Consider the following 13,082-nt stretch of genomic DNA (forward strand, 5'->3'; position numbering starts at 1 on the left):
CAGAACTCGCACATTGATGTTACTTGAGTATCTCACTATTTATTCTTGCAGATCATTCCTCTACACTATTCATCAACATTTACGTCGAAAGAAAGGATTATCATGTCGGCAAAACATCCCATTATTGCTGTAACCGGTTCTTCAGGTGCAGGGACAACAACCACTTCTGAGACCTTCCGAAAAATGTTCAACATGATGGGAGTCAAAGCATCTTGGGTTGAAGGTGATAGCTTCCATCGCTATACCCGCCCAGAAATGGATGTGGCAATTCGTAAAGCTCGCGAACAAGGTAAACACATCAGTTACTTCGGACCAGAAGCAAATAACTTTCCTGCTCTAGCCAAATTTTTCAAGCAATATGGTAAAGATGGCACTGGAAAAATTCGCCGTTATCTGCACAGTTTTGATGAAGCTGTTCCTTACAACCAAATGCCGGGAACCTTTACTCCTTGGCAAGATTTAGCAGATAACACCGATGTACTGTTTTATGAAGGGTTGCATGGCGGCGTGGTCGATGATGCCATCAACGCCTCACAGCATGTTGATTTCTTAATTGGAATGGTACCAATCGTCAACTTAGAATGGATTCAAAAATTTGTTCGTGATACTCGTGATCGTGGTCACTCTCGAGAGGCAGTAATGGATTCAATTGTTCGATCTATGGATGATTATCTCAATTACATCACGCCACAGTTTTCTCGTACTCATATCAATTTTCAGCGCGTACCAACAGTGGACACTTCCAATCCACTCAACGCCAAAGGCATTCCAAGTTTAGATGAAAGTTTTGTGGTGATCCGATTAAGAGGGATTAAAAATGTCGACTTCCCTTATCTACTAGCCATGATAGAAGGCTCATTTATGTCTCGCCATAACACGCTTGTCGTTCCTGGTGGCAAAATGAGTTTTGCGATGGAATTGATCATCCAACCGCTTCTTCAACAATTAACAGAAACGGGTAAAATTGGCTAAAAAAGTGATCCATTTCACCTTACTGTTAAGTCTGTGACTTTGGACACGTTTTACTCACATAATTCGGCCTCTAGCCCGATCAAAATCAAGAAATCTCTGGCAGAAAGAGGTAGTATTTGCACTCAAGACTGCAAGAGCACTTGCAGCAAAAATGATTAACACCTATTCTATTTGACCAGTTTAGCCGGTCTCAGGATGAATGACTCAAAACTGAGCAAGCCTTGCAGAGGAAGTAACAAATTATGGTTCTAGGTAAACCTCAAACTGACCCAACTTTAGAGTGGTTTCTATCGCATTGTCATATTCATAAGTACCCATCAAAAAGTACTTTGATCCATGCTGGCGAAAAAGCAGAAACTTTATACTACATCGTAAAAGGGTCTGTAGCCGTATTAATCAAGGATGAAGAAGGCAAGGAAATGATCCTGTCTTATTTGAACCAAGGTGATTTCATTGGTGAATTAGGTCTATTCGAAGAAGATCAAGAGCGTACCGCTTGGGTTCGTGCTAAATCTCCTTGTGAAGTGGCTGAGATTTCATTCAAGAAATTCCGTCAACTGATCCAAGTTAACCCAGATATTTTGATGCGTCTCTCCGCTCAGATGGCTACTCGCCTACAAATCACCAGCCAAAAAGTAGGTGACTTAGCATTCCTAGACGTAACAGGTCGTATCGCACAAACGCTACTAAATCTAGCCAAACAACCTGATGCTATGACTCACCCAGATGGCATGCAAATCAAGATCACTCGTCAAGAGATCGGTCAGATTGTTGGTTGCTCACGTGAAACTGTTGGCCGTATCTTGAAGATGCTAGAAGAGCAAAATCTGATCTCTGCTCATGGTAAAACCATCGTGGTTTACGGTACTCGTTAATAGTTAATAGTTAATAACTAGCGCGTTAAACAACTTAAAATGACAAAGCCACTGAATGCTGATTCAGTGGCTTTATTTTTGTCCCTTTCTTTACGCAAAGTAATTGAGATTACACTCAATTGGTAAGTAAACGAGGATACATGAGCTTAGTTGACCTAAGTAGTTGGAATACTGAACGTAGCCAGCAAATCAAACGTCAAGTAAGACAGGAATATTTTTATCCGATCGCTGGCAACATACCAATGCTAATCAATACTTGTACCCCAATAATCACCACACCTGCAGCTAAAACCAACATCAAAGCGGCACTACCGCCAACAACGGTAAAACCTTGGGTATTAAGGTGAATCTTACGCGAACGCTTCACCATCGCAACAGGCAGTAAAATAGCCAGAATAGCTAAAGCAATCGCGGCATAGCCTAATGCCATGATAAAACCTTGCGGATAAAATAAAGCAAAACATAATGGTGGGACAAACGTCACTAAAGCGATTCCAACACGTCCACCTTGGCTTTTACTCTTATTTAAACTATCACCCAGAAATTCAAACAACCCTAAACTCACGCCCAAAAAAGAAGTAATTAAAGCAAGGTCAGCAAATACCGATACCACTTGAGAGATCATAGAATTATGAATAACTTGAGACAACGTACCGACCAATGCGCTCACATCTCCGGCTTGAGAAAGACTCGCTTGATCGACGACACCTAAAGTGGCTAATTGCCATAAAATATAAATAACCAAAGGTAACAGTGAACCAACCACCATCACTTTTTTTAGCGCCTTCATATCTAAATCTAAATATCGAACGACAGCAGGAATACTACCGTGAAAACCAAAAGAGGTAAAAATAACAGGCAGCGCTGCGATAATTAAGCCTTTTTCTAATGGCATATTAACCAGATGAACCGCTTGAATATTTGGCGTTAAAAAGAACAACATCACAGCCATCGCGATTAATTTACACGTGAAAAGTACACGGTTCACTTTATCGACTGAGGAAGTACCAAAAGTAACGATCGCCGCGATCAAAATGGTAAAGATAAGTGTACCGGCACCATTGGAAACATCGAGCTCAAACCAGTTATGCAGCTTATCGTTAAACTGCCCACCGCCGCCGGCAATATAAGCCGCGCACAGTGCATAAAATAAAAATAACATCGCAAAGGTCGCGATCCACTTTCCTTTATTACCTAAAAACTGCTTAGCTAATGTATGTAAGGTTGCATCATGATCAGCATGTTGATGCAATTCCAACATCAACAAAGCGGTATACGCCATTAATGCCCACATCACGACCATAATCGCTAATGAAGTCATAAAGCCTAATCCCGCAGACGCGATAGGTAACGCCAACATCCCTGCACCGATCGTGGTGCCTGCGATAATCAAAGTACTGCCTAGAACTTTTGAATTACTCATTTACACTTACCGTCCAAAATAATTTACGACAATTTACCACTTGGACTAGATAAATCGACCTATAAATTCAAAAAATCAGCCATAACAGGTCAAACATCACTCAAAACCCAAGATAATTTACTGCGTATAAAATAGTTTACAAAAATAGATGCAATCCAAAAGAAAACCCCGCCATTCCAACAGAAATGGCGGGGTTTAATATTGAATATTTTGAATCGGATTTAAATTAACTAGATACCGTATTGTGCACGGTAAGCCTTGACTGATTCCAACTGCTCTGCGCTATTGCCTTGTTCTTCAAGGTAAGTCACAAGGTCGCCTAAACAGATAATAGAAATAACCGAGCAACCAAAATCACGCTCCACTTCTTGAATAGCAGATAACTCACCTTTGCCTTTTTCTTGGCGATCAATGGCCACTAATACACCCGCCAAATCAGCGCCATTGGCTTTAATGATTTCCATCGATTCACGAATCGCGGTACCAGCAGTGATCACATCGTCCACCAGCATAATGCGGCCTTCCAATGGATTTCCCACTAAATTGCCACCTTCACCGTGATCTTTAGCTTCTTTACGGTTAAAGCAATAAGGCGTATCAATATCATGATGATCAGCTAAAGCAACGGCTGTGGTTGTCGCGATAGGAATGCCTTTGTAAGCAGGGCCAAACAACACATCAAACTCAATACCTGATTCCGCTAATGCTGCTGCATAAAAACGGCCTAAACGAGCTAAATCACGGCCAGTGTTAAATAAACCTGCATTAAAAAAGTAAGGGCTAGTACGGCCAGATTTTAAAGTAAACTCACCAAACTTAAGAACTTGTTTCTCAAGGGCAAACTCAATAAATTCACGTTGATATGCTTTCATGATCTCTCTCTTTTCTTTCTGTCTGTCACTATACTCTAAATAATTGGTACTACAGTTAGGCGGTAAGTTCGTGAATCCCTATGAGCTTAGCTTGCCTAAGTGATTAGGGTGAACGAACGCAACCAACAAAACTGTAGCATCAAGTATAACGAGCATAAAAAAATAGCCCCTAAATCAGGAGCTATAAATAAACTATTCTGCCAGAGTGGCTTTTTGGACTGCGATAATATCCTTGATGCCTTTCTCGGCTAAATCCAACAATTGATTTAACTCCGCACGAGAGAACGCTTCACCCTCTGCGGTACCTTGAACTTCAATCATCTTACCTTCCTCGGTCATCACCACATTCATATCAGTATCAGCGGCTGAATCTTCCACATATTCCAGGTCACACAACGCGTGCTCACCAAGAATGCCAACAGAAACCGCAGCCACATGACCTTTCATTGGGTTTTTCTTTAATTTACCAGATGCCATCAATGATTGAATCGCATCCGCTAGCGCCACACTCGCACCAGAAATAGATGCCGTACGCGTACCGCCATCTGCTTGAATCACATCACAATCAACCGTGATCATGATTTCACCTAATACTTTTAAATCAACAACAGCGCGTAAGCTACGAGCAATAAGGCGTTGAATTTCCATCGTACGACCACCTTGCTTACCACTCGATGCTTCACGGCGATTACGCGTATGAGTTGCACGTGGCAGCATGCCATATTCCGCAGTTACCCAACCTTGTCCTTTGCCTTTCAACCAACCGGGTACTTTCTCTTCTACACTGGCATTACACAGAACTTTAGTGTTACCAAATTCCACCAATACAGACCCTTCAGCATAAGCCGTATAGTTACGTGTCATCTTTATTGGACGAACTTGATCGGCAGCGCGGTCATTCGGGCGAGTTGTAGAAGTCATAAATAGATACCTAATTGAGGACATAATTGGGCGAGGATTATATAGATCTTAACGTCAAAAAGCGATCTTGCCGTTGCTTACCTACTCATTTATACAGCGACTTGTGCTACCATGCTCGACAGAAAATCACCCTTATTCTTGCATCAGGAAAATCCAATGATCTACAGCATGACCGCTTATGCCCGTAAAGAAATCAAATCAGATTGGGGCAACGCCGTGTGGGAAATCCGCAGTGTAAACCAACGTTACCTTGAAACTTACTTTCGCCTACCAGAACAGTTCCGTGGACTAGAGCCAATTTTACGTGAGCGCTTTCGTAAACGTTTAGCTCGCGGAAAAGTAGAATGTCACCTACGTTTTGAAGCGAATTCAAAAGCCCAGAGCGATCTCAATATTAATGAAGATCTGGCTAAGCAAGTCATTCAAGCAGCCAAACAAGTGATGTTTCTTACTGGTGAAAATTCTCGCCTTAATCCTTTTCAAATCATGAACTGGCCGGGCGTAATGGAAGCCCCAGAACAAGACATGGACAATATTCAAAAAGAATTATTAAGCGCATTTGAAGAAGCCATGGATGATTTCATCGACGCGCGTGGCCGTGAAGGCGACAACATGAAAGCCCTTATTGAGCAGCGCCTTACTGCCATCACCGAACAAGCCTCTAAAGTTCGTGCTCGCATGCCTGAAATCATGCAATGGCAACGCGATCGCCTATTAAACAAGTTTGAAGAAGCAAAAATTGAATTAGACAGTTCACGCGTAGAGCAAGAGTTAATCGTACTGGCGCAAAAATCAGACGTTGCAGAAGAACTCGATCGCCTCGATTCCCACGTAAAAGAAGCCACCAACATCATGAAAAAAGGCGGCGCTTGTGGCCGTAAACTTGATTTCATGATGCAAGAATTCAACCGTGAAGCAAACACGCTAGCATCAAAATCAATCAGCACCGATGTGACTGCATCTGGGGTTGAATTGAAAGTCTTAATTGAGCAGATGCGCGAGCAGATCCAGAATATTGAATAATCAATATCGCTTAAATAAATACCAATCTAGCCCTCTTTGTTGAGGGCTTTTTTACAAAAGACGCTGAGCATCTAAAATTTAACATACTTGATATGCCCTACCAAAGCCTACTTTTTTCAATGAAATCTAAACCTACCCTTGTTTGGTTTGAGCCCAATCTCTGAAGTAAATTCAATGCATATTCATAACGTAACTCTGATACAACTTTCGCTTCAGAAGCACTAATATCTAAACCCTCTTCAGAAAAGCGAACACAAGATAACTCTATATTTTTCTCTGGACTAAAACGCCCCTGATTAGATGCATAAAATGTATCCCAAATAGGGCTTTCTCCGTTAGAGAATTCAAATACTTTAAGTTCTGAACCGCATTCTGAAGTTAAATATAAAAATTCATTATTATTGGCTTTTCCATTTGCTGTAGTTAACTTCACTGGATTCAGTTTAACTGCTTTAAATGTTAAATGATCCTTACCAATTCTATCTTCCCAATGAGATAGCTTCTGATTGGGAACTAAATCACAAGCTGGCGTCAAACAAACCCAATAGTCGTCATCTATTAAAAGAACTGTTCCTGTATTTAGATGGCTGCCAACAACAGGCATAGAGCAAGTAAAAGCGTTTAAATATCCACAAGATTGCTCTAATTGCCCCATACAATCGTTAAAAAATTGCTTCACGACCTTTTTATTATCTTGATTATTATTTTTCAAAGAAGACACCAATCTTTGAGAAAAATCTCTCAAAGATTGTTTAGATGCTCGACCAAGTTGTTCCCAATGTAGATCGATGGCTTTATCATGTGCAAAAGTATCTGTCGATTGAGAAAGAAGATTATATAACCAGCCAGCCTGTGCTGGCCTATTTGAAATAATATTTAAAGCTTGCTCAAGCCCTCTCTCATCGATTTCATGTCGGATCTTTGCCATTAATAAATGCATTGGAGAGGCATTTAAACTATTAAGTGAATTACTTAATGCTTCGAACAGCTCAGACTCAGGCTCATTTGAAACCTTACGTATAACTGAAATAAATACTTTTCCTGTTGATATATAATTGTTTCCACTGTCTTCCCACAACCATTTCAAGTCATTCTTTGATTCACCAGAAAAATCCAACCCAGATTTTTCACATAATTCAAGAACCCTCCATTTAACTAGCTCATCTTGGGTGATATCCATTTCCTTAGATATATCAGTTATTTCATCTGCTTTTGAATTAAATAAATGCTTAGGGTTTCTTATAGTTTTAAAATCATTCAGTTCTACTCTATCTATTAATTTAAGAATATCTGTTTTTTTATAACTATCAGTCAACCAAGAGTAGTCCTCACCATCATTATTATTATCCAGCCATACATCTATTTTTTCAGTAATAGTATCGTGAACCTCAAGATAATCTGGCTTTTTAAGTGGATAAAGATCGAAAAGTATTTCCTCATATACTTCCCTGATATCTTCTGAAACACCTTTAGTATGAACAAGAATAATATTAAAATGACTATTCGAGTCTAGTTCATTAATTATTCGTCTTGCTCGACTACCATCATCACTTGGTGGTTCACCATCTAAATGGTAGTCCAAAATTAAAAGATCACTATGATTTAAGTGTTCAGGGATATTATTATTCTCACCAATTTTTGGGGCTTTACCATCAAAAACATCTAAACTCCAACCATGTGTATGATGGCACATATTAGAAATTCTGATTAATCTTTCTATATTATTAGTATTGGCTATAACTTTTTTATCACCTGACGATTGCAACAATTCTTGTAGTGTTGGATACTCATCATCAATGACTGTTACTGTTCTTATTGGTGAAATAAAAGCTTCTTTAATTAAGTCTTGATAAGTTTCTACTGTATTAGTCATTAGTTAATCCTTTAAACTCAATGACAAAGTTTGCCCCTGCCAGCAACTTTTTCTCAGACCGAGTTTCGTAGCGAATGTTATGGCCACCAGCCATAAGGTTTTGCTTACATAAATAAAGCCCAACACCTCGACCACCTTTTTGCTTTCTAGTAAAGAATAAGGTGAATAAATTATTATAATCATCTTCATCGACACCTCTACCAGAGTCTGAGATATAAACTTCATCATCCTTTATATCTAAAAGGATTTTTCTATTTTCTATTTCACTACGTTGACACCAATATAGTGAATTATTAATTATATTTATAAAAACAGGATAAATCCTAGAAGGTACTTCTTGTAAAACCATAGACTTAAAATCATCTGTCACTTCAAAGTTAATATTTGCTTTTTCAAAGTGCTCTCCAAAATAAGATCGTATATAATCTTCAACCTTTAAACCTGTCACTTTTTCAATAACTTTCTTTCCTGATAACTTAAGAGGGGAAAGAAACCGTAATTTATCCATAAGAGATTCATGTGAATGAATAGCAGCTTCTAACAAATTATCTTGTGTGGAAGTTAAGCCATCTAAATGTAAATTCTTTAAGCTGTGCGCTATAATTTGATCTAGTCCCTCTAACTCATGACCTATTATTTCAACAGTAATGCCTAATTGAGCTAGAGAGTGTAATCTTGCTACCTCATCCCTATATTTAAGAGATTCATTCATACTATAAACAGCCAAGCCTTCTAAATCAATTTGCTCATTAATACGCTCTAATGCAGTAATATAAGGTGAAAGCTTTTGAGTATTTTCGACTTCCACTTTCGCTTGTACTTCATCTAATTTATCCAGCACAACCGATAAGGAAAGCTTTTCAAGCTTCAAATCCTCTAAATCTCCTTCAACTATGCTCTTATATTGTTCCCGACAATATTTAGTTAGCTCATCTAACTGTTGTATTTGCTTGGCTAACATCTCTTTTCCTTGAGCAGAAAAACGTGTGATGCTGCTATTGATACTAGCCAGTTTACTTCTATATACTTCAGAAGCCTTTTCATAATCCGATTTCTGAGTCGATTCACTCAAAGCCTTATTGACAACGAAAGTAAGTTCTTTAACCAATTCCTTAGCTGTTAACTCATATTTTCGATACCCCTTATAATCATCCTCTAATCGCCCTAAATTTGATGGAATAGGGCTCAATGAAAAACCTTGTGTGGCCTCATTAAAAGTGTCAATTTCCACTTTCAACTTCTGAAGTTCATCAATAGAATTAAGCGACAGTCGACTATTAAAGGTATTTTTTAATTCAGATAATCTATCAACGTGAGATATTAAATGTTGAAGATTTTTTTTAATTGAATTTCGAATTCTAGATCGCTCTTTAGATTGAAGTTTTTTACGATCGTTCTCAGCCTTCTCTAAAGTTTTTTGCTCTTTTATATCAGCCAAAGCTGGTGCTCGAATATCAGACTTCCTTCCAAAGAACCTATCTGCAGAATGAAGTAGTACATTTTCTACAATTTCTCGAAAATATTTAGATGCTCTATTCTCGATGATTCCTTCTCGACCTGCTTTATCTTTCAAGTTTGGATTCGCTTGTCGTGAAATCGCCACTCGACCGAACATACGGCGGTTTGCCCAAAAATAGCGGCCAGCATTTTTAGAGCGACGATACTCAATAGAGAAATAATCACTATCTACACGACCATAAGGCATAACACGTAGACCATCCCGATAAACTCGAAATCCCCCATACCTTTCAGCTTGCTGAGAAAAAAAAGCATGTTGTGGTTCTGATAATGATGTACTACCAATATTAAGCTCAAATGTCCCAACTCGAATATCAAACGCTCCAAAAGCAGTATCTTTTCTTGTTTTATAGGGATACTTGGGCTTTACAGTAAATTTATCACTCCATACTCCAAAAGCTTTGACTCGACCATTAAAATACCCCTCTTGGTCGACATGCCCTTCTATAACATGCTCTAAATCTTCAAGGTTTTTTATATCAAACTCACGGTCTTCACTAACAAGGTCAAAAGGTATTATGCCTTTCCAGCCCCTAACAAGACAGTTGAAGCCTTTTACTGAAGGCTCATTTCCTTTTGAAAATGGATCTGTAAAATTAGACAAGGTATGGTGAAAACGATCTCGAGTAGCTTTTTCTGATTCATCAGCTTCACCTAGCGGAGTTTTAGATAGTTGAACCTCAAGATCATAAATAATATCTGCAATAAACATAGCTGTACCATGTTCACTCTCCCCTTTATAGACAGACCATTTATTAAAGTGCTCTTCTGAAAAAACCTCTTTTATCAGAGTTTTTTCTATTTCTTTCTGAGTAGTAAATTCTTTACCATCAGCCTCTTCTTGAGCTGAAAATTCTTTCCAGGCATCAGATAAACGTTGATTTCGAGCTAGATCATCACTATCTCCCCATATGTTTCCCATCATTTGGTCAAATAAACCAGGTAAGTGCTCTATTAATTCTACAGATGTTAAAAACTCAGTAACAGGGATTCGGATATCATGTAAATAAAGAAATGGATTTTCAAATAATCGCCAATCGATTAAAGCTGCAACAAATTGTTGTTTTCTTCGTTTTGAAACCAAAAGTAATAATGGCCCTAGTGCCGCAGAAGATAAGCGACCAATACCTTTTTGCCCTTGCTTTGGCCGTTGATCTAAACCATTTCTATCTTCAAGAGGGATTTCAAAGCCATTAGTTTTAGACTCTGTTCCAACTGTCAACCACTTAGTTTCAAATTCTTGACGTGACATACCATGACCATCATCAAGAATAGCCGCAACGTTAGTTTCCCCATCAAATAAATGGAGTTCAACATTTCGAGCATAAGCATCATAAGCATTTTTCCATAACTCAGATATTGCAGTAGGACAATCTGCTATTTGCTCCCGACCTAAATGGTCAATAGTTCGAGCTCTAGTTTTAAAAGACGACGTGCTGTAAACCATGAGTCACTCTCAAATATTTGTGGCAAAAATTCAAAAAAAATAGCCTACATAATAGGCTCTTTTTTTATTAGGTTCCATTTATTATATTATTTATTAGATGTTTACCAAGTAATGGAGGAACAGCATTACCAATCTGCCTCGCTTGATCTGTTGTACTACCTTTAAATATAAAATCATCAGGAAAGGTTTGTAACCGAGCTGCATGTCTTAACGTAATTCCATGATTTTTCCATGGATGGACAAAACGACCTTTAGATGGATTATTACAGCCAGTTGTTATGGTATTAGACGGTAAGTGAATTTGTATTCGACCGTAAACATCTTTATGGCCAACATAGCCATTAGAATGACACTTCAGCTCAAATTCTGGTCCAGCATCCATACGACTACCATTCAGCCTTGTAGCCTGAAAGCGTCGCTTCATTTTCTCGGTAGGCTGCATATGTATATTACATAAATCTGCATCATCAACTAGTTTACCCGATTCCAAACTCTGAAGGAGCGCCCTAGCCTGCTCGTCAGATAATTTAGGATCTAAGCGAAAATGCTGTTCTATATATTTTTCTATTAGATCTGGAGTCAAAGGTTCAAAAACAGAAGAGGCAGTTCTCCAGCGATTCCTTCCATTTTTAACTTCATTTGATGAAGGAGAAAAATGAGTAGGGGCAGGCGGAAAGGAAGATTCACTAACACCAACATCTCGCTTTATTCCTAGAATGAAAGCTCGTTTTCGATTTTGAGGGACACCATAATCTTTCGCATTTAATGTATCGCAAAAAATTATTTCATAACCATTTTCATCGGCTAATTCTTGAAATCTATCTAGATAGGATTTATGTCTTTCCCAGAACAAACCGGCCACATTCTCAACTAAAAATGCTGTTGGTGAGAATTCCTGAACAAAATCAAAGTATCGGAGAAGTAGCTTATTACGTGGGTCATCAACACCTGAATTTTTAATTCTATGGCTGGAAAAACCTTGGCAAGGTGGCCCACCAAGCATTAAAGCGAGCTCCCCCACCTCAACGCCAAGTTTAATTCGTAGAGCTTCCGGGTTGATAGTTAAAATATCTTCATTTAGCAGACGGGTTTTCTGCCCTAATCTTTCAATAAGATTGGATTGATAAGTTTTAGCAGCGGTCTTATCCAGCTCAATAGCTGCTATAACATCCAAGCCTAAACCATGTGCAGCTAAGCTGAATCCGCCAGCACCAGAAAACAAATCAATAGCTTTATGTGACATTTATATAACCTCAAATTCTCAGCCGCAATATTCTACCGATTTATTGTGAAATAGCTACGAACATAAGACTCATATATTGACAATCACCTCTTATTTTACGAAGGCTTCATCTAATTGCTTGTAGAGGTTTAATGATTTATCCGACTCCATTTTTATATTGTCGTAAAGGCTATTTGCAATCACTCGGATGGCATGTCGTTCCTTGTCATTAAGCTTTGGATAATTATATCTTTCAAAGTTAGCGATTATTTTCTTTTTTCGACTTTCAAACAGGACATTTTCACCTCTTTGATTGCAAATACTCACCAAATGGTCTTCCCAACTATTGTAGGTAGCATCTTCATTTCTAGAACGTTTATTGCACCCCTTGCAACAAGGAATAACGTTCCCTGGGTGGTGTAAGCCATATTCAGTTCTATTAAACATCAAAACATGTTCAATCTGTAAAGATTCACTCCTTTCACCACAATATGCACAACATGACTGAAAATATGTTTCTTTAATTTCCATCCAAGCAGATTTGCCCTTTCCACTCCCCGTGTTGAACGAATGTCCCAAATAAAATTCACCGACTTTAGTTAAAAATGCTCGGACAGCTGTATTTGCTGAATCTGATGCTGTGTTGTATACCGCCACTATTATCACCCCTTCACTTTGGTATAAAATGTCACTTTCTTTACAGATATATAGTATAAAATATTTTATCAAAGAGGGTACAAGTATGAGGCGGGATAGCTATCTTTAACATTGCTGCTATGTTTATCAAAATATCCATAACACAGAATGCGACGTACTTTATTGATACTGAAAATAAAAAACATCAATTTTATAATCCCATATAAGTGATGAATCAGTGGAGAGCCTATTTAGTAATGAGGAAGCTCAACTTTGATAATTTATTACTCATAAAAAAAC

General features: G+C 38.5%; 10 protein-coding genes. 3 read left to right on the top strand and 7 right to left on the bottom strand.

Going from position 1 to position 13,082, the window contains the following annotated elements; translation table 11 throughout:
- Nucleotides 1–102: 102 nt before the first annotated feature.
- Nucleotides 103–972, top strand: coding sequence for a phosphoribulokinase (locus HC725_RS07065; RefSeq protein WP_190331127.1), 870 nt, complete (start codon nt 103–105; stop codon nt 970–972).
- Nucleotides 973–1,214: 242 nt separating this feature from the next.
- On the top strand, nt 1,215–1,847 hold the full coding sequence (gene crp / locus HC725_RS07070; RefSeq protein WP_153447942.1) for a cAMP-activated global transcriptional regulator CRP: 633 nt from the start codon (nt 1,215–1,217) through the stop codon (nt 1,845–1,847).
- 217 nt (nt 1,848–2,064) lie between these two features.
- On the opposite strand, the gene HC725_RS07075 is transcribed toward crp, so the two are convergent.
- From HC725_RS07075 to rph, 3 genes are all read right to left on the bottom strand, one after another.
- Complete coding sequence (locus tag HC725_RS07075; protein WP_190331128.1) at nt 2,065–3,270, bottom strand: aromatic amino acid transport family protein; 1,206 nt, start codon at nt 3,268–3,270, stop codon at nt 2,065–2,067.
- 230 nt (nt 3,271–3,500) lie between these two features.
- Nucleotides 3,501–4,142 (bottom strand): orotate phosphoribosyltransferase, encoded by a 642-nt coding sequence (gene pyrE / locus HC725_RS07080; RefSeq protein WP_190331129.1) that lies wholly within the window; start codon nt 4,140–4,142, stop codon nt 3,501–3,503.
- A 192-nt stretch (nt 4,143–4,334) separates the two neighbouring features.
- Nucleotides 4,335–5,063, bottom strand: a complete 729-nt coding sequence (rph, locus tag HC725_RS07085; RefSeq protein ID WP_190331130.1) for a ribonuclease PH — start codon at nt 5,061–5,063, stop codon at nt 4,335–4,337.
- Nucleotides 5,064–5,219: 156 nt separating this feature from the next.
- On the opposite strand from rph, the gene HC725_RS07090 reads away from it, so the two are divergent.
- Nucleotides 5,220–6,086: a YicC/YloC family endoribonuclease gene (locus HC725_RS07090; RefSeq protein ID WP_190331131.1), complete on the top strand. Its 867-nt coding sequence runs from the start codon at nt 5,220–5,222 to the stop codon at nt 6,084–6,086.
- 97 nt (nt 6,087–6,183) lie between these two features.
- Here the strand turns inward: HC725_RS07090 and HC725_RS07095 are convergent, their stop codons facing one another.
- The 4 genes from HC725_RS07095 to HC725_RS07110 all read right to left on the bottom strand — a co-directional run bounded on the left by HC725_RS07095 (nt 6,184) and on the right by HC725_RS07110 (nt 12,803).
- A complete protein-coding gene (locus tag HC725_RS07095) occupies nt 6,184–7,959 on the bottom strand; it encodes a response regulator receiver domain (RefSeq protein WP_190331132.1) in 1,776 nt (591 codons plus the stop codon).
- Nucleotides 7,952–10,924, bottom strand: coding sequence for a sensor histidine kinase (locus tag HC725_RS07100; RefSeq protein ID WP_190331133.1), 2,973 nt, complete (start codon nt 10,922–10,924; stop codon nt 7,952–7,954). Before HC725_RS07100 ends, HC725_RS07095 begins: the two co-directional genes overlap by 8 nt.
- A 67-nt stretch (nt 10,925–10,991) precedes the next feature.
- The gene (locus HC725_RS07105; RefSeq protein WP_190331134.1) at nt 10,992–12,167 is read right to left on the bottom strand and encodes a DNA cytosine methyltransferase; all 1,176 of its coding nucleotides are present in this window, start codon (nt 12,165–12,167) and stop codon (nt 10,992–10,994) included.
- Nucleotides 12,168–12,257: 90 nt separating this feature from the next.
- Nucleotides 12,258–12,803 carry an HNH endonuclease gene (locus HC725_RS07110; protein ID WP_190331135.1) on the bottom strand — a complete coding sequence of 182 codons (546 nt, stop codon included), beginning with the start codon at nt 12,801–12,803 and terminating at the stop codon, nt 12,258–12,260.
- Nucleotides 12,804–13,082: the final 279 nt, after the last annotated feature.

Source organism: Vibrio sp. S17_S38 (genome assembly GCF_014694375.1).
In the GTDB taxonomy this organism is placed as follows: Bacteria; Pseudomonadota; Gammaproteobacteria; order Enterobacterales; family Vibrionaceae; genus Vibrio.

Excerpts from the sequence above, each read along its gene's own strand:
- pyrE (WP_190331129.1), bottom strand. The coding sequence starts at position 4,142 with ATGAAAGCATATCAACGTGAATTTATTGAGTTTGCCCTTGAGAAACAA.
- HC725_RS07065 (WP_190331127.1), top strand. The coding sequence starts at position 103 with ATGTCGGCAAAACATCCCATTATTGCTGTAACCGGTTCTTCAGGTGCA.
- HC725_RS07100 (WP_190331133.1), bottom strand. The coding sequence starts at position 10,924 with ATGGTTTACAGCACGTCGTCTTTTAAAACTAGAGCTCGAACTATTGAC.
- HC725_RS07105 (WP_190331134.1), bottom strand. The coding sequence starts at position 12,167 with ATGTCACATAAAGCTATTGATTTGTTTTCTGGTGCTGGCGGATTCAGC.
- crp (WP_153447942.1), top strand. The coding sequence starts at position 1,215 with ATGGTTCTAGGTAAACCTCAAACTGACCCAACTTTAGAGTGGTTTCTA.
- HC725_RS07075 (WP_190331128.1), bottom strand. The coding sequence starts at position 3,270 with ATGAGTAATTCAAAAGTTCTAGGCAGTACTTTGATTATCGCAGGCACC.
- HC725_RS07090 (WP_190331131.1), top strand. The coding sequence starts at position 5,220 with ATGATCTACAGCATGACCGCTTATGCCCGTAAAGAAATCAAATCAGAT.
- rph (WP_190331130.1), bottom strand. The coding sequence starts at position 5,063 with ATGACTTCTACAACTCGCCCGAATGACCGCGCTGCCGATCAAGTTCGT.
- HC725_RS07095 (WP_190331132.1), bottom strand. The coding sequence starts at position 7,959 with ATGACTAATACAGTAGAAACTTATCAAGACTTAATTAAAGAAGCTTTT.